Annotated in this window: 27 protein-coding genes and 3 tRNA genes; 15 read left to right on the top strand and 15 right to left on the bottom strand. The window is 66.4% G+C overall.

Annotated elements, in window-relative coordinates; genetic code table 11:
* Positions 1 to 132: 132 nt before the first annotated feature.
* The 5 genes from ACQP1T_RS04690 to ACQP1T_RS04670 all read right to left on the bottom strand — a co-directional run bounded on the left by ACQP1T_RS04690 (position 133) and on the right by ACQP1T_RS04670 (position 2,542).
* Positions 133 to 1,197, bottom strand: coding sequence for a fused (3R)-hydroxyacyl-ACP dehydratase subunits HadA/HadB (locus ACQP1T_RS04690; RefSeq protein ID WP_433761973.1), 1,065 nt, complete (start codon positions 1,195 to 1,197; stop codon positions 133 to 135).
* A gap of 274 nt (positions 1,198 to 1,471) precedes the next feature.
* Positions 1,472 to 1,642, bottom strand: a complete 171-nt coding sequence (gene rpmG / locus ACQP1T_RS04685; RefSeq protein WP_011211653.1) for a 50S ribosomal protein L33 — start codon at positions 1,640 to 1,642, stop codon at positions 1,472 to 1,474.
* Positions 1,643 to 1,685: 43 nt separating this feature from the next.
* Positions 1,686 to 1,761 (bottom strand) — tRNA-Met (locus ACQP1T_RS04680).
* Between the two features lie 74 nt (positions 1,762 to 1,835).
* Positions 1,836 to 1,908 (bottom strand) — tRNA-Thr (locus ACQP1T_RS04675).
* Positions 1,909 to 2,050: 142 nt separating this feature from the next.
* Positions 2,051 to 2,542 carry a YajQ family cyclic di-GMP-binding protein gene (locus tag ACQP1T_RS04670; protein WP_364358588.1) on the bottom strand — a complete coding sequence of 164 codons (492 nt, stop codon included), beginning with the start codon at positions 2,540 to 2,542 and terminating at the stop codon, positions 2,051 to 2,053.
* Positions 2,543 to 2,710: 168 nt separating this feature from the next.
* Here ACQP1T_RS04670 and ACQP1T_RS04665 point away from each other — a divergent pair.
* Positions 2,711 to 2,793: transfer RNA gene (locus ACQP1T_RS04665), tRNA-Tyr, on the top strand.
* A 56-nt stretch (positions 2,794 to 2,849) separates the two neighbouring features.
* Here the strand turns inward: ACQP1T_RS04665 and ACQP1T_RS04660 are convergent.
* Complete coding sequence (locus ACQP1T_RS04660) at positions 2,850 to 3,017, bottom strand: hypothetical protein (RefSeq protein WP_433758724.1); 168 nt, start codon at positions 3,015 to 3,017, stop codon at positions 2,850 to 2,852.
* A gap of 134 nt (positions 3,018 to 3,151) precedes the next feature.
* Between ACQP1T_RS04660 and ACQP1T_RS04655 the strand changes: the two genes are divergently transcribed.
* The gene (locus tag ACQP1T_RS04655) at positions 3,152 to 3,616 is read left to right on the top strand and encodes a MarR family transcriptional regulator (RefSeq protein ID WP_433758723.1); all 465 of its coding nucleotides are present in this window, start codon (positions 3,152 to 3,154) and stop codon (positions 3,614 to 3,616) included.
* A 31-nt stretch (positions 3,617 to 3,647) separates the two neighbouring features.
* Here the strand turns inward: ACQP1T_RS04655 and htpX are convergent, their stop codons facing one another.
* Together htpX and ACQP1T_RS04645 are read right to left on the bottom strand one after the other, a co-directional pair.
* Positions 3,648 to 4,523, bottom strand: coding sequence for a zinc metalloprotease HtpX (gene htpX, locus ACQP1T_RS04650; protein ID WP_433758722.1), 876 nt, complete (start codon positions 4,521 to 4,523; stop codon positions 3,648 to 3,650).
* 99 nt (positions 4,524 to 4,622) lie between these two features.
* Complete coding sequence (locus ACQP1T_RS04645) at positions 4,623 to 5,645, bottom strand: polyprenyl synthetase family protein (protein ID WP_433758721.1); 1,023 nt, start codon at positions 5,643 to 5,645, stop codon at positions 4,623 to 4,625.
* A 194-nt stretch (positions 5,646 to 5,839) separates the two neighbouring features.
* Between ACQP1T_RS04645 and ACQP1T_RS04640 the strand changes: the two genes are divergently transcribed.
* The 3 genes from ACQP1T_RS04640 to ACQP1T_RS04630 all read left to right on the top strand — a co-directional run bounded on the left by ACQP1T_RS04640 (position 5,840) and on the right by ACQP1T_RS04630 (position 8,044).
* The gene (locus ACQP1T_RS04640) at positions 5,840 to 7,120 is read left to right on the top strand and encodes a geranylgeranyl reductase family protein (protein ID WP_433758720.1); all 1,281 of its coding nucleotides are present in this window, start codon (positions 5,840 to 5,842) and stop codon (positions 7,118 to 7,120) included.
* Between the two features lies 1 nt (position 7,121).
* Entirely contained in the window at positions 7,122 to 7,535 is a 414-nt protein-coding gene (locus ACQP1T_RS04635) for a helix-turn-helix transcriptional regulator (protein WP_433758719.1), read from the top strand.
* Positions 7,536 to 7,606: 71 nt separating this feature from the next.
* A complete protein-coding gene (locus ACQP1T_RS04630) occupies positions 7,607 to 8,044 on the top strand; it encodes a VOC family protein (RefSeq protein WP_062983788.1) in 438 nt (145 codons plus the stop codon).
* Between the two features lie 49 nt (positions 8,045 to 8,093).
* Here ACQP1T_RS04630 and ACQP1T_RS04625 read toward each other — a convergent pair whose 3' ends face one another.
* Positions 8,094 to 8,600 (bottom strand): DUF2505 domain-containing protein, encoded by a 507-nt coding sequence (locus ACQP1T_RS04625; RefSeq protein WP_433758718.1) that lies wholly within the window; start codon positions 8,598 to 8,600, stop codon positions 8,094 to 8,096.
* A 40-nt stretch (positions 8,601 to 8,640) separates the two neighbouring features.
* Here ACQP1T_RS04625 and ACQP1T_RS04620 point away from each other — a divergent pair, with 40 nt between their 5' ends.
* The 4 genes from ACQP1T_RS04620 (at position 8,641) to ACQP1T_RS04605 (ending at position 15,551) form a co-directional block, all read left to right on the top strand.
* Positions 8,641 to 9,123, top strand: coding sequence for a DUF3592 domain-containing protein (locus ACQP1T_RS04620; protein WP_433758717.1), 483 nt, complete (start codon positions 8,641 to 8,643; stop codon positions 9,121 to 9,123).
* A 90-nt stretch (positions 9,124 to 9,213) separates the two neighbouring features.
* The gene (locus ACQP1T_RS04615; RefSeq protein ID WP_433761971.1) at positions 9,214 to 10,356 is read left to right on the top strand and encodes a glycosyltransferase family 4 protein; all 1,143 of its coding nucleotides are present in this window, start codon (positions 9,214 to 9,216) and stop codon (positions 10,354 to 10,356) included.
* 143 nt (positions 10,357 to 10,499) lie between these two features.
* Positions 10,500 to 11,213 carry a demethylmenaquinone methyltransferase gene (locus tag ACQP1T_RS04610; RefSeq protein ID WP_433758716.1) on the top strand — a complete coding sequence of 238 codons (714 nt, stop codon included), beginning with the start codon at positions 10,500 to 10,502 and terminating at the stop codon, positions 11,211 to 11,213.
* Between the two features lie 150 nt (positions 11,214 to 11,363).
* Positions 11,364 to 15,551, top strand: a complete 4,188-nt coding sequence (locus tag ACQP1T_RS04605) for a molybdopterin-dependent oxidoreductase (protein WP_433758715.1) — start codon at positions 11,364 to 11,366, stop codon at positions 15,549 to 15,551.
* Positions 15,552 to 15,602: 51 nt separating this feature from the next.
* On the opposite strand, the gene ACQP1T_RS04600 is transcribed toward ACQP1T_RS04605, so the two are convergent.
* Positions 15,603 to 16,637, bottom strand: a complete 1,035-nt coding sequence (locus ACQP1T_RS04600; protein ID WP_433758714.1) for an aldo/keto reductase — start codon at positions 16,635 to 16,637, stop codon at positions 15,603 to 15,605.
* 81 nt (positions 16,638 to 16,718) lie between these two features.
* On the opposite strand from ACQP1T_RS04600, the gene ACQP1T_RS04595 reads away from it, so the two are divergent.
* The gene (locus ACQP1T_RS04595) at positions 16,719 to 17,333 is read left to right on the top strand and encodes a TetR/AcrR family transcriptional regulator C-terminal ligand-binding domain-containing protein (protein ID WP_433758712.1); all 615 of its coding nucleotides are present in this window, start codon (positions 16,719 to 16,721) and stop codon (positions 17,331 to 17,333) included.
* Positions 17,334 to 17,339: 6 nt separating this feature from the next.
* Here the strand turns inward: ACQP1T_RS04595 and ACQP1T_RS04590 are convergent, their stop codons facing one another.
* A complete protein-coding gene (locus ACQP1T_RS04590) occupies positions 17,340 to 17,423 on the bottom strand; it encodes a hypothetical protein (protein WP_433761970.1) in 84 nt (27 codons plus the stop codon).
* 61 nt (positions 17,424 to 17,484) lie between these two features.
* The gene (locus ACQP1T_RS04585; protein WP_433758711.1) at positions 17,485 to 18,063 is read right to left on the bottom strand and encodes a TIGR03086 family metal-binding protein; all 579 of its coding nucleotides are present in this window, start codon (positions 18,061 to 18,063) and stop codon (positions 17,485 to 17,487) included.
* 163 nt (positions 18,064 to 18,226) lie between these two features.
* Between ACQP1T_RS04585 and ACQP1T_RS04580 the strand changes: the two genes are divergently transcribed.
* Together ACQP1T_RS04580 and ACQP1T_RS04575 are read left to right on the top strand one after the other, a co-directional pair.
* Positions 18,227 to 18,463 carry a hypothetical protein gene (locus tag ACQP1T_RS04580; protein ID WP_062983773.1) on the top strand — a complete coding sequence of 79 codons (237 nt, stop codon included), beginning with the start codon at positions 18,227 to 18,229 and terminating at the stop codon, positions 18,461 to 18,463.
* Positions 18,464 to 18,611: 148 nt separating this feature from the next.
* Complete coding sequence (locus tag ACQP1T_RS04575) at positions 18,612 to 18,854, top strand: hypothetical protein (protein ID WP_433758709.1); 243 nt, start codon at positions 18,612 to 18,614, stop codon at positions 18,852 to 18,854.
* Between the two features lie 55 nt (positions 18,855 to 18,909).
* Here the strand turns inward: ACQP1T_RS04575 and menD are convergent, their stop codons facing one another.
* The 3 genes from menD to ACQP1T_RS04560 form a co-directional block, all read right to left on the bottom strand.
* Complete coding sequence (gene menD / locus ACQP1T_RS04570; protein ID WP_433758708.1) at positions 18,910 to 20,553, bottom strand: 2-succinyl-5-enolpyruvyl-6-hydroxy-3-cyclohexene-1-carboxylic-acid synthase; 1,644 nt, start codon at positions 20,551 to 20,553, stop codon at positions 18,910 to 18,912.
* A gap of 680 nt (positions 20,554 to 21,233) precedes the next feature.
* The gene (locus ACQP1T_RS04565) at positions 21,234 to 21,677 is read right to left on the bottom strand and encodes a DUF6918 family protein (protein ID WP_433758707.1); all 444 of its coding nucleotides are present in this window, start codon (positions 21,675 to 21,677) and stop codon (positions 21,234 to 21,236) included.
* Positions 21,678 to 21,763: 86 nt separating this feature from the next.
* Positions 21,764 to 22,441 carry a PaaI family thioesterase gene (locus tag ACQP1T_RS04560; RefSeq protein ID WP_433758706.1) on the bottom strand — a complete coding sequence of 226 codons (678 nt, stop codon included), beginning with the start codon at positions 22,439 to 22,441 and terminating at the stop codon, positions 21,764 to 21,766.
* A 191-nt stretch (positions 22,442 to 22,632) separates the two neighbouring features.
* On the opposite strand from ACQP1T_RS04560, the gene ACQP1T_RS04555 reads away from it, so the two are divergent.
* The 3 genes from ACQP1T_RS04555 to menE all read left to right on the top strand — a co-directional run bounded on the left by ACQP1T_RS04555 (position 22,633) and on the right by menE (position 25,419).
* Positions 22,633 to 23,526, top strand: a complete 894-nt coding sequence (locus tag ACQP1T_RS04555; RefSeq protein WP_040696142.1) for a 1,4-dihydroxy-2-naphthoyl-CoA synthase — start codon at positions 22,633 to 22,635, stop codon at positions 23,524 to 23,526.
* A complete protein-coding gene (locus ACQP1T_RS04550) occupies positions 23,526 to 23,918 on the top strand; it encodes a VOC family protein (RefSeq protein WP_433758705.1) in 393 nt (130 codons plus the stop codon). Before ACQP1T_RS04555 ends, ACQP1T_RS04550 begins: the two co-directional genes overlap by 1 nt.
* Positions 23,919 to 24,258: 340 nt before the next feature.
* The gene (gene menE, locus ACQP1T_RS04545; RefSeq protein WP_433758704.1) at positions 24,259 to 25,419 is read left to right on the top strand and encodes an o-succinylbenzoate--CoA ligase; all 1,161 of its coding nucleotides are present in this window, start codon (positions 24,259 to 24,261) and stop codon (positions 25,417 to 25,419) included.
* Positions 25,420 to 25,456: the final 37 nt, after the last annotated feature.

The following is a 25,456-nucleotide window of genomic DNA, read 5'->3' as shown; positions in this document are numbered from 1 at the left end:
CCCCGTCGGCGAATCCTTGCGGACTCACCTGGAACCAGCCCTTGCAGAGCAGCGCGCAGCGGCTGGTGACCCCAGAAATCTGAGTGTACGTTACCGCCTGCGGCATATGCCAATCAGGGTCGCTCGACCAGGTCAGGCCAGTTGGACCGTCGCGGTGGCGCGTCCGAAGATCTTCCTGCCCGCCGACTTCGCCACGATGGCCACGACCGCGGTCCGGCTCTCCGGATCCACCGACTTCACCTTACCCGTGAACTCGACCTCCGCGGGCTCCTCGGAGCCGACGTAGACCGGGCTGGTGAAGCGGACGTTGTACTCCTTGACCGCACCGGGATCACCGAGCCAGGAGGTGACGAATCCGCCGCCGAGGCCCATGGTGAGCATGCCGTGCGCGACCACGTTGTCCAGACCGACCAGCTTGACGACCTCGTCACTCCAGTGGATCGGATTCGCGTCGCCGGAGACACCGGCGTAGTTCACCAGATCGCCGCGGGTGAGCCGGACGGTGCGCGGGGGAAGCTCGTCGCCGACGGCGATGTCCGCGAACTCGAGCGCGTGCTTGCTCCGCGTGATCGCGCGCGGCGCGGCCACGGGCGCCGTGGACGCATCGGCGGCGGCCGGGGTGCGCGGATGGTGACTCGGAGCGTCCTCGCCGATGCCGTGCATGAGCACATTGCGGACCGCGCCCTGCAGGTTCGGATCGATATCGCCGCCGCTGCGCCCGATCAGCGTGGTGTATGTGGTGAGCACCACCTCGTTCTGCGCGGTGACGATGTTCTTGGTGACGATGATGTCGCCGCCGAAGGCCTGCCGGAACGAGTGCAGGTAGACATCGCAGACCAGCTGGTCGCCGACCTTGATAGGACGGTGGAATTCCAGGATCTGATCGGTCTGCATGATCTGGCTCAGGTCGTAGCCCGTGACGATCTGCTCGAAGAGTTTGCGCTGGGCCAGAATTCCGACCAGGGAAATGAAGGTGAGCGGGGCGAGCAGGCCGTCGTAGCCGTACTCCTGCGCGGCGTCTTCATCCCAGTGCACGGGATGGTAATCCTGCACGGCGCGGGCGTATTCGCGCACCTTCTCGCGGCCGACCTCGTAGTAGTCGTCGACGCGGTAGTGATGACCGACCATCGCCGCGGCATGCGCTGCGGCGTCGAGTTCTTCGTCCGTTGCGACCGCTTCGTCTGTACCGGTGTTGATTGTCACGGGAGGACTGTACCTATCTGACCCCGAGCCCCGGAGTCGACGGAGCGTTCACGACTGCGCCTCGCTAGCGGCCTCGCTAGCGCTCGGCTCCGTCGTGCCCGCTTGGCGGCTGTGCCGATCGGTTACTCGCTTCGCTCGCAACGCCTACCACACTCGAGCCGTGAAACACGTCAGGGCCGGACATATGTCCGGCCCTCGCAAGTGTCACGACCCGATACCCGGGACGAACCCGGAAGCCAATCAACGCGGCAGCGGCACGCGTGGTGGACTAGCGGGATTCGCGGTGCGCCCGGTGGGTACCGCAGTTCGGGCAGAACTTCTTCAGCTCCAGCCGATCCGGGTCGTTGCGCCGGTTCTTCTTGGTGATGTAGTTGCGGTGCTTGCACTGCTCGCAGGCCAAGGTGATCTTTGGCCGGACATCGGTGGACTTCGCGGCCACGATATTCCTTCTTTCGGGTCAACCAGATGGTCTGATCGGTCTTTGGTAGCGATGGCCGGACTTGAACCGGCGACACAACGATTATGAGTCGTTTGCTCTACCGACTGAGCTACACCGCCACGGGGTCGCATTGCTCGGTGATGCCGCGCCCAACCTTGGAGATGCCGAGTCGGTCACCACCGGCAATCCGGCGAGCCCCCTAACGGAATCGAACCGTTGACCTTTTCCTTACCATGGAAACGCTCTGCCGACTGAGCTAAGGGGGCATGACTAGCTCCGCACCGTGACCTACGTTCAGAACCCCGGCGCGGCGAAGTCTTGAACGAGGTTACACACTCACCGGTCGCACCTCCAAACCGGGTGGTCAGGGCGGTTTTTGCGGCCACATACCCGCGGCCGCCGACACGTCTACCGGTAATTGACGAACTGCAGCGCTATACCGAAGTCCTCACCCTTCAGCAATGCGATCACCGCCTGCAGATCGTCGCGCTTCTTACTGGAGACGCGTAGTTCCTCGCCCTGGATCTGCGCCTTTACGCCCTTGGGGCCCTCGTCGCGGATCTTCTTGGAAATCTTCTTCGCATGCTCGGCATCGATGCCCTGCACCAGCGTGCCGGTGATTTTGTAGGTCTTGCCCGAGGCCGCGGGCTCGCCGGCATCGAAGGCCTTGAGCGAGATATCGCGGCGGATCAGCTTTTCCTTGAACACCTCGAGCGCCGCCTTGACCCGCTCCTCGGCCTCGGCACTGAGCACGATCTTGTCCTCACCGGACCATTCGATACTCGCGCCGGTGCCGCGGAAGTCGTAGCGGGTGTTCAGCTCCTTCTCCGCCTGATGCAGCGCGTTGTCGACCTCCTGACGGTCGACCTTGCTGACAACATCGAAAGACGAATCGGCCACACTTCGCTCCTGTCCTGGCGGTCCAACGGGTCTGTAACCGGTTGTTCCGGTCACCGTCAGTTCTACCCCGGAGCGTGACCGTAGTCCCGTCGCATGGCCGATGGCCAGCCGGTTTGCATTCTGGGTGCGGGTTCGTTGTAAGCTGCACTGCGCGCCGAGAAGCGCGACGGCAGGTTGCCCGAGCGGCCAATGGGAGCAGACTGTAAATCTGTCGGTGAAAGCCTACGTAGGTTCGAATCCTACACCTGCCACCGAAAACCCCCGACGATCATCATGATCGGCGGGGGTTCCTCATTTCTGCGAGCATTTATCGCTGTCGAAGTGTGGCCGGGTCGGTCGCATTCAGGGTCGCGACGAGTTCGTCCTCTTCGAGTTGCGTGCGAACCGTCGCCAGGTCGCGCCGCAATTGCTCGTGCACGTTCCGCAGATGGTCGCCGATGGCGGCCGCGCGCGGGGTCGCCCGTGCATCCGCCATGCCCTGTGCCACCTGCGCCCTTCCGGATCGCCGGTCGAACCGGCGACCGCTGGTACTAGCCTTGCCATAGAAATTAGATTTTGCTTTGCAAGCAAAAACACTTTGTAAACAACGGCTATTTGGAGGTGCGGGAGATGTCAACGGGTGCGCGTGGCATCGGGGTGGACGAGAGCATCCGGAGTCTGCTGCTGCTCATGCCGCGGGTGGTGGGGCGGGCCAAGAAGATGCGCGTTCCCGAAGAGCTGCAATCGTTTTCGCTGGCACCGCGGCATCTGTCACTGCTGGCGAATCTGGTGTTCGAGGGGCCGATGACGGTGAACGAACTGGCCGCGCGGCTGGAAGTCGCGCCGACGACGGTGAGCCTGATGGTGGGCGATCTGAGCCGTCAAGGAGTGCTGGAGCGGCGCTCGGACGCGGCGGATCGCCGTCGCACCATCGTCGCGATCGCGGCGGCCCATGAGAAGTCGGTCAACGCATGGCTCGGTGGCAGTGCGCGGGCGTGGCGGAAGGTGCTCGAGCCGTTGAACGCCGACCAGCGGCGGATGTTCGTCGAGACGCTACGGGCCTTCGAACAGGAACTCGCGTCCGATCACGATTGAGGGCGTTGGGGTCGCCAGATCAGCGAGCCGATCAGTAGTTGCGGGGCCCGCCCGCCATTTCCTCCAGGCGGGCGATGCGCTCGGCCATCGGCGGGTGGGTGGAGAACAGGCGCGCCGCACGCTCACCGGCCCGGAACGGGTTGGCGATCATCAAGTGCGACTGCGCTGTCAGCTGCGGCTCAGGGGGCAGCGGGGCGGCCTGTACACCGCGCTCCAGCTTGCGCAGCGCCGAGGCCAGGGCGAGCGGATCACCGGTCAGCTCGGCGCCGGACTGATCGGCTTGATATTCGCGGGAGCGGGAGACCGCCAATTTGACCAGGGTCGCGGCGATCGGGCCGAGCAGCGTCACCAGGATCACGCCGAGGATATTGGGGCCGTCGCCATTGCGGTTGCCGCCGAACATCGAGGCGAAAAAGGCCAGGTTGGCCAGGCCAGAAATGACCGCGGCCAGTGCGCCCGCGATCGAGGAGATCAGTATGTCGCGGTTGTACACGTGCGATAGCTCATGGCCGAGCACGGCACGCAGTTCACGCTCGTCGAGGATCTGCAGGATGCCGCTGGTGCAACAGACCGCGGCATGGCGCGGATTGCGGCCGGTCGCGAAGGCGTTGGGAGCGTTGGTAGGACTGATATAGAGCTGCGGCATCGGCTGACGCGCGGCGGTCGCGAGCTCGCGCACGATGCGATAGATGACCGGAGCCTCCAGCTCACTGACCGGCTGCGCGTGCATCGCCTTCAGCGCGATCTTGTCGCTGTAGAAATAGGCGTAGGCATTCATACCGACCGCGATCAGGATCGCCAGGAAGAGAATCATCGGGCTGCGGAACATCGCCCCGGCGAACACGATCAAAGCCGAGAGGCCGACCATCAGCCCGAAGGTCTTCAGCCCATTCGCATACCCGTGCATGTCCGCCTCTCCGCGTATTCAGGCCATACAAGGCATTACACCAGGTCAACGCCAAGGGCCGAGCGAAGGTTCCTGATCGAGATGTGAGCTCCGTGCCACCTAGCCGACGCGTTCGATGGTGTAGCGGACCAGGTGCTCCAGTGCGTCGTTGGCCGGGCCCGATGGCAGCGCGGACAGTTCGGCGTGCGCGATATCGGCGTAGCCCTGCAGCTTTTCCTTGGCCAGCACCATGCCGCGCGAGTGGGCGAGCAGCGAAAGCGCCTCCTCGACCTCGTCGTCGGTCTGCAGCGGGTGCGCGAGCAGTTTGCGCAGGCGGTCGCCCTCGGCGCCCTCATCGCGCAGCGCGTAGAGCACCGGCAGGGTGTGCACGCCCTCGCGCAGGTCGGTGCCCGGCGTTTTGCCGGATTGTTCGGCGGCCGAGGAGATATCGATGATGTCGTCGGAGATCTGGAAGGCGGTGCCGACCGCATCGCCGAGGCGAGCCAGCCGTTCCACGTGTTCGGCATCGGCCCCGGAGAAGGTGCCGCCGAAGCGTCCGGCGGCGGCGATCAGCGAGCCGGTCTTCTCCCAGACCACGCGCAGGTAGTGCTCGACCGGATCCTGGGATTCGCGCGCGCCCATGGTTTCGCGCATCTGACCGGTGACCAGTTCGGCGAAGGTTTCGGCGATGATCCGCACCGCATCCGGGCCGAGGGTCGAGGTGAGCCGGGACGCGTGCGCGAAGAGATAGTCACCGGCGAGGATGGCGATGCTGTTGCCCCAGCGCGAATTCACGCTCGGGGCGCCGCGGCGCATGGGGGCCTCGTCCATGACGTCGTCGTGGTAGAGGGTCGCCAGGTGCACCAGCTCGACCACGGTGCCCGCCGTGATCAACGCCGGATCGGTTGGGCGCGGACCGAGCTGGCCGGTGAGGATGGTGAACAGCGGGCGGAATCGCTTACCCCCGGCCTTGGCCAGATGCAGCGCCGCCTCCTGTAGGAACAGCTCGCCGTCGGACAGCTCGTCGATCAGCAGTTTTTCGACATCGATGAGGCCATTGCGCACGGTCTCCGCGAGCTCGGTGTCACCGAGATCGACTCCGGCCACCACCGTGCTCTCATCACTCACAGCCGATGTGCTCATCTCTTCTCCCAGCGATGCGTCCGACCCCACGGTAGAGAACCTAGCGTGTCCCCGCCGCGCGGCCCATGAACACCGTCACTATGCGGTGTATCAGACACTTTTCCACATTGTTTTCCGACCGCATCGATCGCATGGTCTGCGCCGCGGGCAGGCTCCATCGACACGAACCGAATGCTCCTGCGAGTATTGAGCGCATGGGTTCACCGGATGTCACCCCCGCGGGCGGGGACGGGGAGACGCAGAGCGCGATTCCCACACAGACCGAAGTGCTCGTGGTCGGTGCCGGGCCGGCCGGATCGGCGGCGGCCGCATGGGCCGCTCGGGCGGGTCGCGATGTCCTGCTCATCGATTCCGCCGTCTTCCCACGTGACAAGACCTGCGGCGATGGACTCACCCCGCGCGCGACCGCCGAATTGGAGCACCTCGGGCTCGGCGATTGGCTGCGCGCGCACACCGTGAACCACGGCCTGCGCATGACGGGTTTCGGCCGCGAGGCGCTGCTGCCGTGGCCGGGCGGTTCCTTTCCAACCTATGGAAGTGCCGTTCCCCGAACCGAACTCGACGACAAGCTGCGTGAGACAGCCGTCAAGTCCGGGGCCAGGATGCTGGATGGCACGAAAGTGATCGATGTCATCCGCGAGGGTGATCGCGTCACCGGTGTGACGGTGCAGACGGCGGAAGGGACGCATTCGATCGGATGCAAGACGCTCGTCGTCGCCGACGGTGTGCGCTCTCCGATCGGCAAGTTACTCGGTCGCACCTGGCATCGGCAGTACGCCTATGGCACCGCGGCTCGCGCCTACATCAAATCCGCGCGCAGCGACGACCAGTGGATCACTTCGCATCTGGAGCTGCGCAATGCCGACGGCGAGTTGGTGCCGGGCTACGGCTGGGTGTTCCCGCTGGGCAATGGCGAGGTGAATATCGGCGTCGGCTCGTTGGCCACCGAGAAGCGGCCCTCGCATATCGCGCTGAAACCGCTACTGGAGCACTACACCTCGTTGCGTCGCGAGGAGTGGCAGTTCGAGGGTTCGCTGCGGGCGGTCGCCTCCGCGCTGCTGCCGATGGGTGGGGCGGTATCGAATGTCGCGGGGCGCAATTGGGTGCTGATCGGCGACGCCGCGGGCTGTGTGAATCCGCTCAACGGCGAGGGCATCGACTACGGACTGGAGGGCGGGCACATGCTCGCCGGACTGCTGGACGAACCGGACCTCACGAAGGTCTGGCCGGAACTTTTGCGGCAGCGGTACGGGCGGACGTTCTCGGTGGCGCGGCGGATCGCCGGTCTGGCGACACACCCGCGGATGGTGCCGATGGGCGGGCCGCCGGTGATGCGGTCGAAGTATCTGCAGCGCACCGCGGTTCGGGTAATGGGCAATCTGGTCACCGATGAGGATCTGGATCTGACGGCCAGGGCCTGGCGAGCCGCGGGCCGGGCGTCCTACCGATTCGACGAACTCGCCCCGTTCACCTGAAATGACCGGTCTGCCCGCGCTCTATCTACTTCCGCATCTGCGGCGGGCGCGGGATCTCGCGGACCGCAACTACGCCGAGCCGTTGCATCTGGACGAATTGGCCGCTGCCGCAGGGGTTTCGAAGTATCACTTCCTGCGCGCTTTCGCGGCGGTGTACGGCGTGACGCCCGCGGCGTATCTGGCCGAGCGACGGATCGAGCGGGCGCAGGATTACCTGCGAGCCACCAACCTGACCGTGACCGAGGTCTGCATGCTGGTCGGGTACAGCAGTCTCGGGTCGTTCAGCAGTAAGTTTCGGCAATTGGTCGGGGTGACGCCGTCGGAGTATCAGGCCAAATTCGCGGATGGCGCGCCGCGGATTCCCGGCTGTTATGTGTTCATGCACGGGCTCTCGGATCGCAAGCCGCGGGACTGAGGCTCAACGGTTCGCAGAGCTCAGCAATTTCGGAGAAGCGTCCGGGTCGACGTCTTTCCTAGCCTTTTGGCATGACTATTACGAATGTCTCGCTGGTCACCGTGTACGTCACCGACCAGGACGCGGCCAAGCAGTGGTACACCGAGAAGCTGGGGTTCGTCGAGCGCACGGATGTGACGATGGGCGACAACGGATTCCGCTGGGTCAGCGTGGCACATCCCGATCATCCGGAACTCGAGATCACCCTGATGATTCCGGGACCGCCGCTGGATGAGAACCTCGCCGATGCCATCCGCCGGGCCCTGGCCAACGGCACCCACGGCGCGCTCGGCCTGAAGACCGACGATTGCCAGAAGACCTTCGAGGAATTGACCGCCAAGGGTGTGGAGTTCATCCAGCCGCCCGCCGAACGCCCCTACGGCACCGAGGCGATCATCCGGGACAACTCCGGCAACTGGCTGGTGCTGGTGGAGCCCAAGGAATTCAGTCCGGAGGATTTCGCCGGATAGCCGACGAGCCCGACGCGACCCCGGCTTTCGCCGGGGCGTTCGGAACGGGTCAGTCGCTCGCCCGCGCGGCGACCCACCCTTCGATATGTTTGCGCTCGCTCTTGAGCACCCGATGGTGCAACTGCTCGGCGAGCGGTTCGATGGCGCCCCCGACCAACGGAACCTTCACCTGCACGGTGCCCACCACCTCGATCTCGGACCCCTCGGCGGTCGGACGCAGTTCGTAGGTGCCCGACATTTCGGAGCTGATGCCACCGGTCACGCCCTCGAAGGTGCCCTTGGCGATTTCGCCGTCCAATGCCTGCCAGTTGTCGGTGCGCGAGAGCACCAATTCGCTCTTGAGTACCTTGCTCACGATGCCGGGAACCTTGTCATCGCTTGCCTTTTCGGTCATATGGATGCGGATGGTGTCCGCGCCCTCCGGATGCGAAAGTTCGAGTGTGGCGGTCTGCGCGCCAGCGAACCGGGACTGCCAGACGTCATCGGTGGTGAGTGCCCGGTGAAGATCTTCGACCGGGACGGTGTAGGGCACGGTGAAGCTGAATTTTCGGGACATGGGCGCACACGGTATCGGAGGCGGCAAGTAGCCTGATGTGGTGTCGGAAACCAGCCAGTCTGAAAGGCGTTCGAACCGCCTGCGGCGGGCCAGGATCGGGGTACTGACAGCGGCCGTCTTCCTCAGCGCCCTCGTCGTACTGCTGGTGCTCGCCGCCTGGCGCAACGACTATCTGATCAGTTCCGACAAGGGTGTGACCTCGGCCGAGGTGCTTTCGGCCGGGCGGCTGCGTTCGGCGGTCATCTATGTCACACCGGACGGGAAGACGCACAATCCCAAGGTCGGAGTGCTGTATCCGACCAACCTCACCGCCGGTGAGCGGATCAACGTGGAGTACAACCGCAAGGATCCGGATCTGGTCCGGGTGGCCGGGCGCGACGTGCGGGTCGCGATTCAGCCCGCGCTGTCGGTGATTCTGGTGGTCTGGGCGGTCACGCTGCCCACGCTGTGGCTGCTGCTGCGGGCCCAACGCCGCACACCCGGACCGGTGAACGGACCACGCGCGGCGGCGGGCGCCGCCTGAGGCGCCCCAGCCCCGACAGTTCGCCGGATCTTTGCGTATCGGTCATGTCGACGTGACGGCGTGGCGCGTTGCGCGGGTCAACCTGGGATGGTGCGAGTAGCCATCGTTTCGGAGTCGTTCCTGCCGAATATGAACGGCGTCGTCAATTCCGTGCTCCGGGTGCTGGACCACCTGGACCAGCACGGGCACGACGCGCTGGTGATCGCGCCGGATACGCCGCACGGGCTGCCCGCCGCCGAGCGACGCTACAAGCGCTTCCCGGTGCATCGGGTACCAGCGGTGATGGTGCCGAAGGTCAGTTCACTGCCGGTCGGCCTGCCGCAGCCCGGAATCACCGCCGCGATCGACGAATTCGACGCCGATGTGGTGCATCTTGCCTCGCCATTCCTGCTCGGCGCTGGCGGTCTCGGTGCGGCGATGCGGTTGGATCTGCCGACGGTCGCGATCTATCAGACCGATGTGGCCGGTTTCGCGAAGAGTTATGGGCTCGGGCTGGCCAGTCGGGCGGCCTGGGCTTGGACGCGGCGGATTCACGAGGGCGCGACACGGACGCTGGCACCGTCGCGCGCGGCGGCCGAGGATCTGGCTCAGCACGGTATACCGCGGGTGCACCGCTGGGGTCGCGGTGTCGATATCGGCCGGTTCACGCCGTCGGCGAAGCGGCCGGAGCTGCGGGCCTCCTGGTTGCGCGGGCAGGACAAGCTGCTGGTGGGATTCGTCGGACGGCTGGCCCCGGAGAAGCATGTGGAGCGGCTCGCGGTGCTCGGCGCCGATCCGGCGATCCAGCTGGTGATCGTGGGAGACGGGCCGGAGCGGGCCCGGTTGGCGCGAATGATGCCCACCGCGATCTTCACCGGTGAGCTCGGCGGTGACGAACTGGCGCAGGCGTACGCGAGCCTGGATGTGATGGTGCACGCGGGCGAGCACGAGACGTTCTGTCAGGGTGTGCAGGAGGCGCTGGCCGCCGGGGTGCCGGTGATCGGGCCGGATGCGGGTGGACCCCGCGATTTGATCGCGCACTGCCGCAACGGCTACCTGCTGCCGGTGGATCGCTTCGCCGAGCTGCTGCCCAGTGCGGTTGGGGCGCTTCGTGATCCGCAAGTGCGTGCGCGATTCGCCGCGGCCGCCCGCAAGTCCGTGCTGCACCGAACCTGGCCCGCCATCTGCACCGAATTGATGGGCCACTACGCCGATGTCACCGGGATTCGGACCCAGTTGCCGCACACCGCGTGATCCATCCGCGTGTGAGTTTCGCGACCTCGGAAAGCCGGTGACCACGGACAAAGCAGGCGTACCTGCTGATGGGACAGATTGTCTGGGCCAGTTCGGCGCGGGAGTCTCGCCCCTCATGTGTTACGCGCGGTAGGTTCGGGGGCGTGGCGAAAACAGAGCAGCGCGAACCGGTTCGGGCCTCGCTGGACAAGCAGCCGCACGAGGTCGCGTCGATGTTCGACGGGGTCGCGAAGCGGTACGACCTGACCAACACCGTCATCTCCTTGGGACAGGACCGATATTGGCGCTGGGCGGTGCGCAAGGCCGTCGCGCCCCGGCCGGGTGAGCGGGTGCTCGACCTCGCCGCCGGCACCGGCATTTCGACGCTGGACCTGGCGAAATCCGGTGCCTGGTGCCTGGCGGCCGACTTCTCCAAGGGCATGCTCGCCGCGGGCAAATTCCGCAATGTGCCGATGGTGGCCGCCGATGCGACCGCGCTGCCCTTCGCCGACGATTCGTTCGACGCGGTGACCATCTCCTACGGCCTGCGCAATATCTCCGAGACCGATACCGCACTGCGCGAAATGCTGCGGGTCACCAAGCCCGGCGGGCGAATGGTGATCTGCGAGTTCTCCACGCCGATCGTGCCGATCTTCAGCACCATCTATCTGGAATACCTGATGAAGGCGCTGCCGAAGGTCGCGGTCGCGGTGAGCAGTAATCCAGATGCCTACGTCTACCTCGCCGAATCCATCCGGGCCTGGCCGAATCAGCGGCAGTTGGCGCTGCGGATCGCCGATGCGGGCTGGTCGTCGGTGAAATGGCGCAATCTGACCGGCGGCATCGTCGCATTGCACCGCGCTTACAAACTGGGCTGACCGCCGAATCGGACCAAGCACCTGGTCGCGGCATATTTTCGTGGCGCACGCCACACCTCACGAGTGAGTTCCGGCGCGGTGAGGTCAATTGTCATCTGCCGATAACGTTGGGTAAATCGGCCGCAATCGGCGATGCGCATGATCGGTGGCATGACCGATGCAGGCACCGACCGCGCGAGCACCGCCAGAACGGCATGCTCGTACTGCGGCGTCGGCTGCGGCATCGTCGTCGAGACCCGCGCGGACAAGGACGGTGCGCCGGTCATCGCCAAGGTGCGCGGCGACAAACTGCATCCGACGAATGCGGGTCGCCTGTGCACCAAGGGTGCGACCCACCAGGAGTTGATGGCGACGCCGGGGCGGATGGAGACCGCGTACCGGCGCCCCGAGCGCGGTCAGGTGCCGGTACCGGTGCCCGTCGACGAGGCGGTGCACGAGGTGGCCACCCGGCTGCGGTCGATCCTGGACGAACACGGACCCGACGCCATCGCGCTGTACGTCTCCGGGCAGATGTCGCTGGAGGCCCAGTACCTGGCGACCAAGTTGGCCAAGGGATATCTGCGGACCAAGCACATCGAGGCCAATTCCCGACTGTGCATGGCCAGCGCCGGGACCGGCTACAAGCAGTCGCTCGGCGCGGACGGACCGCCCGGCTCCTATGACGACTTCGAACACGCCGATCTGTTCTTCGTGATCGGTGCGAATATGGCCGACTGCCATCCGATTCTCTATCTGCGCATGATCGACCGGGTCAAGGCCGGGGCGAAGCTGATCGTGGTTGATCCGCGACGCACCGATACCGCGGCGCGGGCCGATCTGTTCCTGCAGATCGCACCGGGTACCGATCTCGCCCTGCTCAACGGTCTATTGCACCTGCTCGTCGAGAACGGTGATATCGACGCGGACTTCATCGCCGAGCACACCGAGGGCTGGGCGGCGATGCCCGAATTCCTCGCCGACTACCCGCCGGACAAGGTCGCCGCGATCACAGGGCTGGCCGAGGCCGATATCCGCACGGCCGCGCGCTGGATCGGTGCGGCCGGTGAATGGATGTCGCTGTGGACCATGGGGCTCAACCAGTCCACCCACGGCACCTGGAACACCAACGCGCTCTGCAACCTGCACCTCGCCACCGGGGCAATCTGCCGTCCGGGCAGCGGGCCGTTCTCGCTGACCGGTCAGCCGAATGCCATGGGCGGGCGCGAAATGGGTTATATGGGGCCGGGTCTGCCCGGGCAGCGCAGCCTGCTCTCCCCCGCCGACCGCGGCTTCGTGGAGACCGCATGGGGTGTCGAACCCGGCACGCTGCGCACGGAGGCCGGACCGGGCACGATCGAGATGTTCCGGGAACTGTCCGAGGGGCAGATCAAGGCGGCCTGGATCATCTGCACCAATCCCGTTGCCACCGTTGCCAATCGGAAGACGGTCATCGGCGGGCTGGAGGCAGCCGAGCTGGTCATCGTGCAGGATGCCTACACCGATACCGCCACCAACTCCTATGCCGACATCCTGCTGCCCGCCACGCTGTGGGCCGAAGCCGATGCGGTGATGGTGAATTCGGAGCGCAATGTCACGTTGCTGCAGCGCTCGGTGGATCCGATCGGCGACGCGCGCCCGGACTGGCTGTTGATCGCGCAGGTCGCCACCGCGATGGGTTTCGAAGGCTTCGAATACTCCTCCAGTGCCGAAGTTTTCGACGAGATCAAGCAGTTCGCCAATCCGGCCACCGGATACGACCTGCGTGGCATCAGCTACGAGCGGTTGCGCGAGGGGCCGATGCAGTGGCCGTGCGCCGAGCCCGACCGCCCGCGCAATCCGATCCGCTACCTCAATGACGGTGTCAGCCAGGAACTTTTCCTCGACGATGCCGGACATCAGCCCCGATTGGCGTTCGCGACACCGAGCCGTCGCGCGGTCTTCTGGCCGCGTCCGCATATGGCGCCGGAGGAAATGCCCGACGACGACTACCCGTTCATGCTGAATACCGGCCGCTTGCAGCATCAGTGGCACACCATGACCAAGACCGGCAAGATCGACAAGCTGACCAAGTTGACCGGGCAGCCGTTCGTCGAGGTGCATCCCGAGGATGCCGAACGGCTCGGGGTCGAAGCGGGTGACCAGCTCGAAATCGCCTCCCGACGTGGGCGAGCGGTGCTGCCGGTGCGGGTCAGCGACCGGGTGCGACCCGGTGACTGCTTCGCGCCCTTCCATTGGAATGACGAGCAGGGCGAATATCTGACGATCAATGCCGTCACCAATGACGCGGTGGATCCGGACTCTTTGCAGCCCGAATTCAAGGCGTGCGCGGTGTCGTTGCGGCGGGTCGCGGTGATGTCGAAAGCCGCCGAAACCCCTTGGGCAGCGGTGCCGGAAACCGCCGCTGACCATGGCGCGCACCCACTGGCGGTCATGCTCGGGCTCGACGCGGGCACCGCCCCGACGCTCAGTGAGACCGAGCGGATCTATCTCGCCGGATATCTCTCGGCGCTGCAATCCATTCCGGTGACGGGGCAGCCGGTGCTGCCCGAATCCGCGCCACTGGCCGAGCACAGTCGATTGTGGATCGATGGACTGTTGGCCGGTATGTATTCGCGAACTGCGGCAACCCGATCCGCGCCCGCCGATGATGTTCCGGCGGAACCGGGCCGGCCGATCACGGTGCTGTGGGCGTCACAGACCGGCACGGCCGAAGAGTTCGCGGCGACGACGGCCGCGCGCCTGACCGAATCCGGTTTCGTGCCGCGGCTGATCGATATGGACTCGTGCGAACTCGACGAGCTCAACGGCGATGTGCTGGTGATCAGCAGCACCTTCGGCGACGGCGGTCCGCCGGATAACGGCGCCGACTTCTGGGAACGCCTGGACGACAGCGTGATCCGGTTGACCGGCATGCGATACGCGGTATTCGCGCTCGGCGACTCCTCCTATGACGACTTCTGCGGCCACGGCCGCAAACTGGACGCGAAACTGACCGAGCGCGGGGCCACCCGACTGCTCGCACGTGTGGACAGCGAACCCGAATACGAGCAAGCGGCCGCGCGCTGGCTCGACGAGGTGCTCACCGCGCTCGACGGCGGTGCACCCGAGGTGAGTCCGTCCGGGCCGGTCAGAACTCCGAAGCCCGCGCGGTCCTTCGGTGCCACGATGGTGCTGCCCCGTACCGCGCCACCGCTCGGCCGGAACCAGAGCCCCGGCCCGGCGCCGTTCACCCGCAACGCCCCGGTGACCGCACCGCTGGTCCGCAATGAACCACTGTCGCATACCGGTTCGTCGAAAGAAGTGCGCCAGTTCGGCTTCGACTTGCGCGGACTGAAGGCGAACTACGAGGTCGGTGATTCGCTAGGGGTATGGCCGACGAACAGTGAATCGATGGTCGCTGAATGGCTCGCGAGCACCGGATTGGACGGCCGTCGAATCATCGAACTCGACGACCAGGAACTGCCGCTGGCGCAGGCGCTGCGCACCCGTTACGACATCACGAAGGTCAGCCACGATCTGCTCACCTTCATCGCCGAACGCAATCCCGATAACCGGCTGGCGAAACTGCTGCGCCGCGATAACCGCAATGAACTCGACAACTACCTGTGGGATCGGCAGGCCGTCGATGTGCTGCGCGATTTCCCGGTGCGCGCCGATCTCGTCGAATGGCTCGGCACGCTGAAAAAGCTACAGCCGCGCCAGTATTCGATTTCGTCGAGTCCGCTGGTCAGTCCCGATGAAGTGCAGCTCACCGTCGGTGTCGTCCGATACGGCGATCCGGTCGCGACCGGATCCGCCGCGCGGCGCGGCGGGGTGTGCTCGACCTTCCTCGCCGACCGCGCCGACGCCGCCGAAGCCGCAGTGCCGATCTTCCTGCAGCGCGCACCGCATTTCCGGCCGCCGCTCGATCCGACCACCCCGATGATCATGGTCGGCCCCGGCACCGGCATCGCGCCCTTCCGCGGCTTCCTACAGGAACGCCGCGCCCTCGGCTGCGGCGGCCGCAACTGGCTGTTCTTCGGCGATCAGCACGCCGCCCAGAATTTCTACTACCGCGCGGAATTGGAGGATATGTTCCGCTCGGGCTTCCTCACCCGACTCGATCTGGCCTTCTCCCGCGACCAGCGCGAGCGGATCTACGTGCAGCACCGGATGATCGAGCACGGGGCCGAGCTGTGGTCCTGGCTGCGCGACGGCGCGCACTTCTATGTGTGCGGTGATGCCGCGCGCATGGCCAAGGATGTCGACGACACCCTGCTGACCATTGCCAGGATCCACGGCAAGCTCGACGAGGACGGGGCGCTGGCGTTCCGGAAGCAGTTGGTCGCCGAGAAACGGTACGTTCGCGACGTGTACTGAGGATCGGCCTGAGCGCATTCCCGTCCCATACTGCGCTCGCGGCCGATCGCCTCACACCGCGGGAGCGCTCAACCGAGCGAAATCCGGCAGCCGGTAATACGGATAATAGGGATACGCCGGAGTCGTCGCGCTGACCTTGTCGAGCCGCGCGATCTGCTCGGCATCGAGTTCCCAGCCGATCGCGCCGAGGTTCTGACGCAGCTGCTCGGCATTGCGTGCGCCGACGATCACGGTCGACACCGTCGGACGGCGCAGCAGCCAGTTGAGCGCGATCTGCGGGACGGTTTTGCCGGTCTCGGCGGCGAGTTCGTCGAGGATGTCGACCACGTCGTAGAGCTTCTCGTCATCGACCGGCGGACCCGCCTCAGCGGTCCGATGCAGGCGGCTGCCTTCCGGAAGTGGTTGGCCACGACGGATTTTCCCGGTCAGCCTGCCCCAGCCGAGCGGGCTCCACACCACCGCGCCGACGCCCTGGTCCAGGCCGAGCGGCATGAGCTCCCATTCGTAGTCGCGGCCGACGAGCGAGTAGTAGACCTGGTGCGCGACGTAGCGGGTCAGGCCGTGCCGATCCGCCGCGGCAAGGGATTTCATGAGCTGCCAGCCCGCGAAGTTGGAGGCGCCGATATAGCGGATCTTGCCCGCGCGCACCAGATCGTCCAGTGCCGCAAGGACTTCCTCGACCGGCGTGTGCGCGTCGAAGGCGTGTAGTTGGAACAGGTCGATGTAGTCCGTGCCGAGCCTGCGCAGCGCACCCTCGACCGCCTTGATCAGGCGTGAACGGCCGGAACCCGCGTCGGATGGACCGGGACCGGTCGGCAGGCTCGCTTTTGTGGACAGCAGCAGTTGGTCGCGCCTGCCCTTGATGGCCGCACCGAGCACCTCCTCGGAGGCGCCATCGGAATAGACATCGGCCGTGTCGAACATGGTGACGCCCGCGTCCAGGCTGATATCGACCAGTTGGCGCGCCTGCTCCGCATCGGTATCGCCCCACGCGCTGAACAGTTCGCCACGCCCGCCGAAGGTGCCCGCGCCGAAGCTCAGCGCCGGGACGAGCAGACCTGATGCGCCGAGCCGCCGGTACTCCATGATGACTCCTAAAGGGTCTATAGTTCCGTTAACGACTCGAACATACACCCGTCGCACAGTAAATGAAACTGGAGTTCCGTTATGGAGTCTGACACTGCCTTTCCCGGCTCGGTTCGCCCCGGTGGGCGCACTGCCCGCGTCCGCGAGGCCGTGCTGCAAGCAGCGGGCGATCTGCTCGCCGAGCGCGGTTTCGCGCACCTGGATCTGACCGAGGTCGCCGCGCGCGCGGAGGTCGGCAAGACCACGGCCTACCGCCGCTGGCGCAACTCCACCGGCCTCGTCGCCGACCTGCTCGTCGATATGGCCGAACAATCGCTGCCGCACGCGGATACCGGCTCCCTGCTCGGCGATCTCACCGCCAACGCCCGCCTGGTCGCCAAAACCCTCACCGACCCACGCCAAGGCAAGCTCTTCCAAGCCGTCATCGCCGCCGCCACCTGCGACGAAACCGCCGCGGCAGCCCTGCGCCGCTTCTACGACATCCGCCTCACCGAATGGACCCCCTGCATCGAGGCCGCCATCGCCCGCGGCGAAATCCCCGAAAACACCGACGCCCGCGCCGTCCTCACCGCCGTCTCCGCCCCCCTCTACTACCACCTCCTGGCCAGCGGCGACCCCATCGACGACGCGACCGCCCGCACCGCCGCCGCGGCCGCCACCCGATCCGCCGTAGCGGGCATCTTCACGAAGTCATGACCAAGATCAGGTGGAACTGGCGGCGGCCCCTCCTCGGTTGGCCGGGTCCTGGCCGCGGGTGACGAATCCGGCGCGAACGAGTCGATCAATGACGGTGGTGGTGCGCGGCGGGACTCAGCCTGAGCCGGCACTCGGCCTCGGCCGCAGGTGATCAGCGGGACCAGGCCGGGTCGCGGCCGGTGAGTCCGACGATGCGATCCAGGAGCCGGGCGTCATCGGGGACTTGGATAACAGGACCGAACATGCCAGGGGTGCCCTCGGGCGGTGTGTCCCTGAGGAATTCGAACAGGATGGTCAGGTGGGCCGGGTCGACGGCCGGTTGCTGGCCGATAGCGTGGGCGAGATCCCAAGTGTGAATCACGATTTCGTCCAGGGCGATCGTGGCCATGACGACCGCCGGGGCCGATACGCCGCCCGCTTCGGTTTCGCCGTCCCAGGCCGCCGGATCGCGCCATGCCTCGACCAGTGCCTTCAGCTGGCCAGGAATGCGGGAGCGCCAGTCGGTGGGCAGGCCGGTCTCCGGGCCGACGGCGGGCGGGACCGAGCGGCCGACCGCCTCCTTGGTCGCGGCCTGCCGGAAGGCCTCGGTCAGTCCCACGACATGGGCGAGCAGGTCGCGCACGCTGGTGTCGGCGCATGGCGTGGGCGCGGTGAGCTGATCGTCGGTAATGGCACCGACCACCGCCTCCAGGGCGGTGGCGGCCGGTTCGAGATCGAAATTCGGGTGCATCGGGGCCTCCTCGGCAACGGACGTCATCGATTGAGACGGCGCGCGCCAACGGAATTCATCGCTGCCGCGATCCGCCTGCCGACCGCGTCCGGTCGGGTCCGCCGCCGCCCATCGCAACCAAGTCGTAGCGGCGAAAGGTGCTGGAAAAGCGGAGAATTGGTAGATGAAGGGCGATCGAGTGGAGATCGTCGTCGATTTCGGCGACGGGTCTCGCAGTTATGAAGTGGCGGCGACGCGGGCCGGGCGCAAGGTCGAGGTGCGCATCGCGCGTGGCGTTGTCGAGGTCAGCGAAGTGACCCGAACGGGCGTCGCGGTGCGGACGGCGCGGTTCATGGCGGGGCGCACATTGGCGCTCGTCGAATTCCCAGCGAATGGTTCGGGTCCGGTCGACGGCGAGTAGCAGGCGGGTTGCCGCGCGGCCCGACTAGGGGCATTCTCAACAGTGTTGGACTGTTGTCCCCCTGTGCTGTGTGATTTCGCAGCAACGGGTATTCACTCGATGGAGCACCGGATCCCAGCCGGAAAGCCTGCGCGGAGAGGAGTGAACGATGACTGACCCCAGCACGTCCCGCACTCTGGACGAGGTCCCGGAGGCCGACCTCGTCGAGCAATCCCTCGCCGCGTATCCGGAGGATCCGGCATTCGAGGATGACGCGGCCGACGAGAGCACCGACCGCGACCTCGCGGCGGCCGTCGATCGAGATGCCTTCGAGGCCAATCCGGCCGATGTCGTCGAACAGTCGATCCCGGTGCCGCTCGATGACGATCGCGATTCCGAGCCGGAGTACTGATCGGTCCCTCGCGAGCGGCTGAACGCGGGCCGAAAGGCGCACGCTCAGTCCGGGTTCACGGCGCGATCTTGGCCCGCACGGTCGCGTGCAATTCCCGCAGACTGGAACGCTCGGTCGCGACCTCGAGCACCCGCAACCCGTGCGCATGCCCGGCCAGCTCGATGGCCAGCTGCTCGGTATCGACCTGCCGGTGCGGAATCCGGTAGGCGGCACACAGCGCGGCCAAATCCATCCCGTGCGGCGTGCCGAAGACCCGCTCGAAAACACCGGCGTACTGCGGATCGCCCTGTTCCAGGAGTTCGAAGATGCCGCCGCCGTCATCATTGGCGACCACGATGGTCAGATCGGCGGGGCGGGGTTCGCCGCGGCCGATGAGCAGGCCGGAGGCGTCGTGCAGGAAGGTGAGGTCACCGATCAGCGCGATGGTGCGGCCGGTGTGGTGCAGTGCCGCGCCAACGGCGGTGGAAACGGTTCCGTCGATACCGGCCACACCACGATTGGACAGCACTCGGACACCGGGCCGCGGAGGCGAAACGAGAGCCGCGTCGCGCACCGGATTGGAGGCGCCGAGCAGTAGCTGATCGTCCTCGCGCAGCGCGTCCATCACCACCGCGGCCACGTGTAGCCCGGTCGGCTTCGGATGGTTGGCCAGTTCCGCGCGCACGACCTGAGCGGCCTTCGCGTCGAGTTCGCGGCAGTGCGCGAGCCAGTCCGCACTCGGTGCGCCCGTGGTCACCGCCCTGGTTCCGGTGCCGACCACATTGCCGGAAACATCGGGCCAGCGCGGACCGGTGGTGAGCGCGTAGACGGTGACGGCCGGGTCGGCCAGTACTTTCGCGACCTGACGATGCAGCGTCGGCCGCCCGGTAATGATCGCCTGCCGCGGCTTCAGCAGCGGCAAGGCCAGCGGATGCAGGGACGGACCGTGCATCGGGGCCGTGGGTTCGGCCACCGTCGGTAGTTCGGCCAGTTCCGGCCGCAATCCGGCGCCATGGCCGGAGATGACGACCGTATCGGGGGTCAGATCGAGGTCGAGCGGTACGTCGAGGGTCGCGTACCGGGTGCATGTCCACGCCTCGCCGCCGGGGCGGCCCTGCGGCGCCCACTCGTCCGGCCGGTGATCCGGCACCAGCGGCTCGCGCAGCGGAATATCGAAATGCACCGGCCCGGCATTGCCGGAACGGGTGCCGCGGGCCGCGGCGAGTACTCGGCAGACGGCCGAACGCCACTGGCTGTTCTGCTGGCCGTAGGGCGCGCCGTCGTCGGTACCGGCTTCCTCCTCGGCGAGTCCGAGGCTGATCGAGGCACGCACCTGGCTACCGAACAGCCCGAACTGTTCGATGGTCTGATTGGCGCCGGAGCCCAGCATCTCGTACGGCCGGTTGGCGCTGAGCACCACCAGCGGCACCCGGGCGTAGTTCGCCTCCAGCACCGCGGGGCCCAGATTGGCGACGGCGGTTCCCGAGGTCATCACCACCGGCACCGGCAGTCGGCTGGCGATGGCGAGACCGATGGCCAGGAAGCCCGCGGTTCGCTCGTCGATACGCATATGCAGGCGGAGGCGGCCCGCCGCATCCGCCGCCTGCAGTGCGAATGCCAGGGGGGCGTTTCGCGACCCTGGGCACAGCACGACATCCCGCACACCCCCACGCGCGAGTTCGTCAACGACCACTTGCGCCTGTGCTGTAGACGGATTCACGCCTCCAGCCTCCCAGACAGTTACTTCGTCGTCTTCGTCACCCTGCTCACAATGGCACCTCGCCAGCGCTCGGCGCATTTGTGCCCAGCGGGCGCTGTGCCATCTGTTCGCTCGCCGTGCTTCGGCACGCGATTGAGGATTTTGCCGCCCGCGTCCACCACCGGACGCGGGCGGCTGGCATGCGCCGCATATCGATGATCCGCATCAGCACAGCGAATCGATTTGCGGTGCAACGTTATCGCCGGATGACCCACCACGGAGCGAGTCTTACGAGCGACCGCTCGCGGCCCGTCTCGCGTCCGAGCCGTCGAAGCGCACTCCGCAGACCTGGGACTCGACTACCCGACAAGCGTGCACCAAGTCCTCAACGTCCCGCCATCAGCAACCACAACGGAGCGAGTCTTACGAGCGACCGTTCGCGGCCCCGCCTCGCGTCCGCGCCGTCGAAGCGCATGCGCCGCAGGCCTGGGACTCGGCCAACGGCACGCGTGCACCAAGTGCCGACCATCCCGCCATTGGCGACCACCACGGAGCGAGTCTTACGAGCGACCGTTCGCGGCCCGTCTCGCGTCCGAGTCGTCGAAGCGCATGCGACGAAGTCGCGAGTCTCGACGGCTCGGACGCGAGACACCAGGGGGCCGCGAACCCGCGGCGCCGCAGGCGCCGCAATCCAACACCGCTCAGGCGTGCCGCTGCACGAGGTCGCCGAGCCGCGGCAGGGCCTCGATGACGTTCTTCTTGGCCGAGGAACGCATCGACGAGTAGACCTTCTGCAGCGCCGGACGGGTCGAGGCCGCGGCACGCGCGTCGGTCACCGAAAGCAAAGCCTCGGCGACCTCATCCGACTTGGCGACCAGCAGGTCGGCGAACTTGCCGGACCCGGTCGCCGTGTATTCCTGCCAAAACGGCTCCAGCTGCGCTACGAGCTTGGGCGCCAAGGACTCCAGCGCGTCCGGCACGATGGACGGGCTGATCTTCTTGACCGCCGCGTAGCCACCCTTGACGGCCAGGCCCGACGCACCACCCTTGTCCGACACCTCGGCGTCCAGAACCTCCTTGGCATCGGCAAGGAAGGCCGAGCGCTTTGCGTCGTCGAGCAGGGATTCAGACAGTGCTGCAACCACTTTCAGGTTCCTCCGGGATCGATGTCGATGAACGAGCGCACGTCACTATACGCACTGGTGCGCGGAGTCACACGGCACTCATCCGCCTACGGCTGCCACGGCAGCAATTGGACCATCAATCCTTCACAATCCGCGAGGACATTGCCCTGCTCATCGGCCAGTTCCGCGGTGATGAAGGTCTTGCGCCCTTCGATGCGATCTACGCGACCCCGCACGGTCAGCGGCGTCTGCAACGGAGTGATCTTGCGGTAGTTCACATGCAGATAGGCGGTGCGGCTGATCGGTCGGCCGGCGTAATGCACGATCATGCCGAGCAGATCGTCGAACAGCAGTGGCAGCACGCCGCCGTGTGCCGCGCCGTTGCCGCCGAGGTGGAAGCGACGGAATTCACCGGTCATCACGATGCCGTCGGGTCCGGCCTCGATCACCTGCCACGGCAGCAGCAAAAGGCTGCCGCGCCCGGGTAATTCGACCGCGCGGCCGGCCGGGCCCTGGAGTTCGGGTGCGCGATACGGCTCGAGCAGATCGATGAGTTCGCGGGTGCGGTCGAGTGCCTCGCCGTAGATCTCGTCGGGGGCGTCCACGGAGACGACCAGATCCTGCAGTGTGCGCATGGCCTCGACGAACGGGCCGAAGTTGGCGCCGACTCGGGCATGGGAGGCCTTGGGGAAGCCGCCGTGACGCTCGTACCGGGTTTCGTCCACCGCGCTGTTATCGATGCGCGGACCGGAACGCCCGGCATCGCGTTCTGAAACCCGTTTCACTGCCTCACGCCCTCCCGTCGCCCGACCGCCACCCCTCATCGAATCGCTTCGCGATGCTCTACTCACACTTGCACGGTATCGCGTTGTTTTACACCGTCAAGTCGTACCGCCGAGTAATGCAATCGACGCCATAGAAGTTCGCATGGAAGTCGCTGGCATCCGAAACATCGGCGGGGGCAATAATCACAGGGGTGACGTTCAATCCGAAGCTGTGGCGACCCGTTCCGGGATTCGAGAACCTGACCGACATCACCTACCACCGGCACATCGAACAGGGCACCGTCCGGGTGGCCTTCGACCGGCCGGAGGTGCGTAATGCGTTCCGCCCCCATACGGTCGACGAGCTGTATCGCGCGCTCGATCACGCCAGGATGACCCCGGACGTCGGCGCGGTGCTGATCACCGGCAACGGCCCGAGCCCCAAGGACGGCGGCTGGGCCTTCTGTTCCGGTGGCGACCAGCGCATTCGCGGCCGCAGCGGCTACCAGTACGCCGACGGCGAGACCGCGGACACCGTCGATCAGGCGCGTGCGGGCCGCCTGCACATCCTCGAGGTGCAGCGGCTGATCCGGTTCATGCCGAAGGTGGTCATCGCGCTGGTCAACGGCTGGGCCGCGGGAGGCGGGCACAGTCTGCACGTGGTCTGCGATCTGACCCTGGCCAGCCGCGAGCACGCCAGGTTCAAGCAGACCGACGCCGACGTCGGCAGCTTCGACGGCGGTTACGGCAGCGCGTATCTGGCGAAAATGGTGGGCCAGAAATTCGCCAGGGAAATCTTCTTCCTCGGCCGTCCCTACACCGCCGAGGAAATGCATCAGATGGGCGCGGTGAACAAGGTCGTCGATCACGCCGAACTGGAAAACGTCGCGCTGGAGTGGACCGCCGATATCAACGGCAAATCCCCGCAGGCCCAGCGCATGTTGAAGTACGCGTTCAACCTGCTCGACGACGGTCTGGTCGGTCAACAGCTCTTCGCCGGTGAGGCCACCCGGATGGCATACATGACCGATGAGGCGGTCGAGGGCCGCGACGCCTTCCTGGAAAAGCGCAAGCCGGACTGGACCCCCTACCCCTGGTACTTCTGATGGACATCCTCAGCAGCCGGGTCATCTTGCGGCCCGCCGACTATCAAGCGACCCTCGCGTTCTACCGCGACGGCCTCGGATTGGCGATCGCGCGCGAGTATCCGGGCGGCACGGTTTTCTTCGCTGGACAGTCGCTGATCGAAGTGGCCGCGCACGGCGGATCGGGCAAATCGACCAGCTTCGAGGGCGCGCTCTGGCTTCAGGTTCGCGACATTTCGGACGCGGCGGCGGAGCTGGCGCTGAAGGGGATCCGCATCGAGCGGGAACCCGTGCGTGAGCCGTGGGGACTGATCGAAATGTGGGTGCACGATCCGGACGGTGTGCCGATCGTTGTGGTCGAAGTTCCCGCCGAACATCCGATCCGACGAGATTCGCGCTGGTCACCGGACTGATCGCGACGGCAGCGGCGGCGCGGGCGGCCCGGCTCGAGTTGCCAATGCCGAACGCGGCGAGGACGATAACCCACGGATGGCCCGCCCGACCGCCGACGTCCGGGCGACCGCCGAGTACCGTCCTCCGAGTGAATCGCAGTCTCGATGTCCGGCGTACCTGACTTCTCCTCCCCTGACGCGGCCGAATCCCCAGCGCGCCGCCCCAGCAAACCGACCCCTGCCGCGTGCGGTCGTGTTGACATGACACGATCAGACTCGTGAGGGAGCGCAGCGAGCGAACCATGAACACAGCGCGCCCGCGCGCGACGAAGCCGAGCACGCGCATGACAGGGCCGAAATCATGAGTCGCACCCTGCGTACGCTGCCGATGCCGACCGGATCGGGGCTGGGCGATGTCATGCCGCATCTGCGAGAAGTGTTGGAGGGCAACGGCCCCGCGTGGTTGCCGATACCGACCAGCGACCGTCGAGAGGCCCGGCGACTGAGCGACGCGCTCTCGCCCGGCGAGCGGATCGATGACGAGGTGGCGCTCGTGGTGACCACCTCCGGCACCACCGGTGTGCCCAAGGGCGCCATGCTCAGTTCGGCCGCGCTGCGCGCCAGCGGGACCGCGACACACGATCGACTCGGTGGTCCCGGAACCTGGCTGCTCGCCCTGCCGACCCATCACATCGCGGGCATCCAGGTACTGCTGCGCAGCATTCTGGCCGGTACCGAACCCAGCGTGCTCGACGTTTCCGGCGGGTTCCTACCCGAGGCGCTGGCGGGCGCGATTTCCGGTATGCGCGGTGAACGCCGCTACACCGCGTTGGTACCGACCCAGCTCATCAAGGCGCTGGAGGCACCGACCGCCGCGGCGGCACTCGCCCAGTTGGACGGCGTGCTCGTCGGCGGGGCGGCCACTCCCGCACCGGTCTACGAACGCGCGAAAGCGGCCGGTATCAACGTCGTTCGCACCTACGGCATGAGCGAAACCTGCGGCGGCTGTGTGTATGACGGAATTCCGCTCGACGGCACCGAGATTCGCATCGAGGACGGTCGGGTGCTGCTCGGCGGGGCGATGATCGCCGAAGGCTACCGCGGCCAGCCCGACCATCCGGCGTTCGCCGAACCCGGCTGGTTCCGCACCGAAGACGCTGGCACCTACGAGAACGGCGTGCTCAGCATCACCGGACGCCTCGACGAAGCGATCGTGACCGGCGGACTGCTCGTCATCCCACAGGTCGTCGAGGCCGTGCTGATCACCCATCCCGGCGTCAGCGAATGCGTGGTGCTCGGCCTGCCCGACGATCGGCTCGGCCAGCGGGTCGCGGTCGCGGTGGTCCCCGCCCCGGGCGCCACCCCGACCCTCGAGGAATTGCGCGATCACGTCGTGCGCGAACTCGACTCCATCGCCGCCCCACGCGAACTGGCGATCCTCGACGAGCTGCCCCTGCGCGGCCCGGGCAAGCCGGACCGCGCCAAACTGCGCGAGCATCTTCTCGCGGGGTCGACGCACTGACGCCGGATCGGCTGCCGACCTCGACCTGACGGCCAGA

Source organism: Nocardia sp. CA-135398 (assembly GCF_050955845.1).
Classification (GTDB): domain Bacteria; phylum Actinomycetota; class Actinomycetes; order Mycobacteriales; family Mycobacteriaceae; genus Nocardia.
The sequence above is the reverse complement of the archived record's forward strand: the minus strand, read 5'-3'. Positions and strand labels throughout refer to the sequence as shown.

Coding starts and splice junctions, on each gene's coding strand:
- ACQP1T_RS04550 (WP_433758705.1), top strand. CDS start 23,526: ATGGACATCCTCAGCAGCCGGGTCATCTTGCGGCCCGCCGACTATCAA.
- ACQP1T_RS04605 (WP_433758715.1), top strand. CDS start 11,364: ATGACCGATGCAGGCACCGACCGCGCGAGCACCGCCAGAACGGCATGC.
- htpX (WP_433758722.1), bottom strand. CDS start 4,523: ATGCACGGGTATGCGAATGGGCTGAAGACCTTCGGGCTGATGGTCGGC.
- ACQP1T_RS04595 (WP_433758712.1), top strand. CDS start 16,719: ATGGAGTCTGACACTGCCTTTCCCGGCTCGGTTCGCCCCGGTGGGCGC.
- ACQP1T_RS04625 (WP_433758718.1), bottom strand. CDS start 8,600: ATGTCCCGAAAATTCAGCTTCACCGTGCCCTACACCGTCCCGGTCGAA.
- ACQP1T_RS04585 (WP_433758711.1), bottom strand. CDS start 18,063: ATGCACCCGAATTTCGATCTCGAACCGGCCGCCACCGCCCTGGAGGCG.
- ACQP1T_RS04580 (WP_062983773.1), top strand. CDS start 18,227: ATGAAGGGCGATCGAGTGGAGATCGTCGTCGATTTCGGCGACGGGTCT.
- ACQP1T_RS04660 (WP_433758724.1), bottom strand. CDS start 3,017: ATGGCGGATGCACGGGCGACCCCGCGCGCGGCCGCCATCGGCGACCAT.
- ACQP1T_RS04640 (WP_433758720.1), top strand. CDS start 5,840: ATGGGTTCACCGGATGTCACCCCCGCGGGCGGGGACGGGGAGACGCAG.
- ACQP1T_RS04645 (WP_433758721.1), bottom strand. CDS start 5,645: ATGAGCACATCGGCTGTGAGTGATGAGAGCACGGTGGTGGCCGGAGTC.
- menE (WP_433758704.1), top strand. CDS start 24,259: ATGAGTCGCACCCTGCGTACGCTGCCGATGCCGACCGGATCGGGGCTG.
- ACQP1T_RS04600 (WP_433758714.1), bottom strand. CDS start 16,637: ATGGAGTACCGGCGGCTCGGCGCATCAGGTCTGCTCGTCCCGGCGCTG.
- ACQP1T_RS04630 (WP_062983788.1), top strand. CDS start 7,607: ATGACTATTACGAATGTCTCGCTGGTCACCGTGTACGTCACCGACCAG.
- ACQP1T_RS04575 (WP_433758709.1), top strand. CDS start 18,612: ATGACTGACCCCAGCACGTCCCGCACTCTGGACGAGGTCCCGGAGGCC.
- ACQP1T_RS04635 (WP_433758719.1), top strand. CDS start 7,122: ATGACCGGTCTGCCCGCGCTCTATCTACTTCCGCATCTGCGGCGGGCG.
- ACQP1T_RS04655 (WP_433758723.1), top strand. CDS start 3,152: ATGTCAACGGGTGCGCGTGGCATCGGGGTGGACGAGAGCATCCGGAGT.